The sequence below is a fragment of the Luedemannella flava genome (genome assembly GCF_039528515.1).
Taxonomy (GTDB): domain Bacteria; phylum Actinomycetota; class Actinomycetes; order Mycobacteriales; family Micromonosporaceae; genus Luedemannella; species Luedemannella flava.
Genome location: NZ_BAAALT010000197.1, coordinates 1 through 562, shown reverse-complemented (window position 1 = coordinate 562; position 562 = coordinate 1). Strand labels below are relative to the sequence as shown.

Below are 562 nucleotides of genomic sequence, written 5' to 3'. Positions count from 1 at the left end.
AGCCCGGCGGCGCAGGCGCGGCCCGCCGCGCGGGCGGTGCGGTCCGCGGCGCCGCCCGGGCCGTTCTCCACCAGTCCCAACCGCCCGAGTACGCCGTACGTCGCCGCGTACGCCTCGATGCCCGCGTCGAACAGCGCGGCCGCGACGGCGGCGCGGTCGCGGGTGGCGCCCACCACGGTCGCCGCCCCGTAGGAGCGGTCGATGACCAGGTCCACGGGCTCGCCGGGGCGCACCACGACGCCGCGTCCGACGCCCGTGCGGGCCAGCTCGTCGGTGACCGCGTCGGCGACGGTGGCGCCACCCACGCGGGGGTCGGCCGCCGCGCCGCGCTTCGGCGTGACGCCGGGGCCCAGGCTCACCAGCACGGGGTACGCCGCGGCGCCCGTGACCCGTAGCGACAGGGTGCCGCCCGTGAGGACCGCGCACCAGGTGACGTCCGCGCCGGTGCCGGCCACGTCGACGCCGGCGGCGGCGAGCGACTCGCCCGCCGGACAGTCGTCCGCGCCGGTCGGACCGCCGGGCACGCCCGCGGTGGGCGCACCGGCGGTGGTCGCGTCGGCGG

Annotated in this window: 1 protein-coding gene; it reads right to left on the bottom strand. The window is 81.1% G+C overall.

All coding sequences use genetic code 11. The features are described from left to right. Window positions 1-562 (bottom strand): hypothetical protein (locus ABD211_RS25490; RefSeq protein WP_344137003.1); only part of this gene is annotated, 562 nt, incomplete at both ends.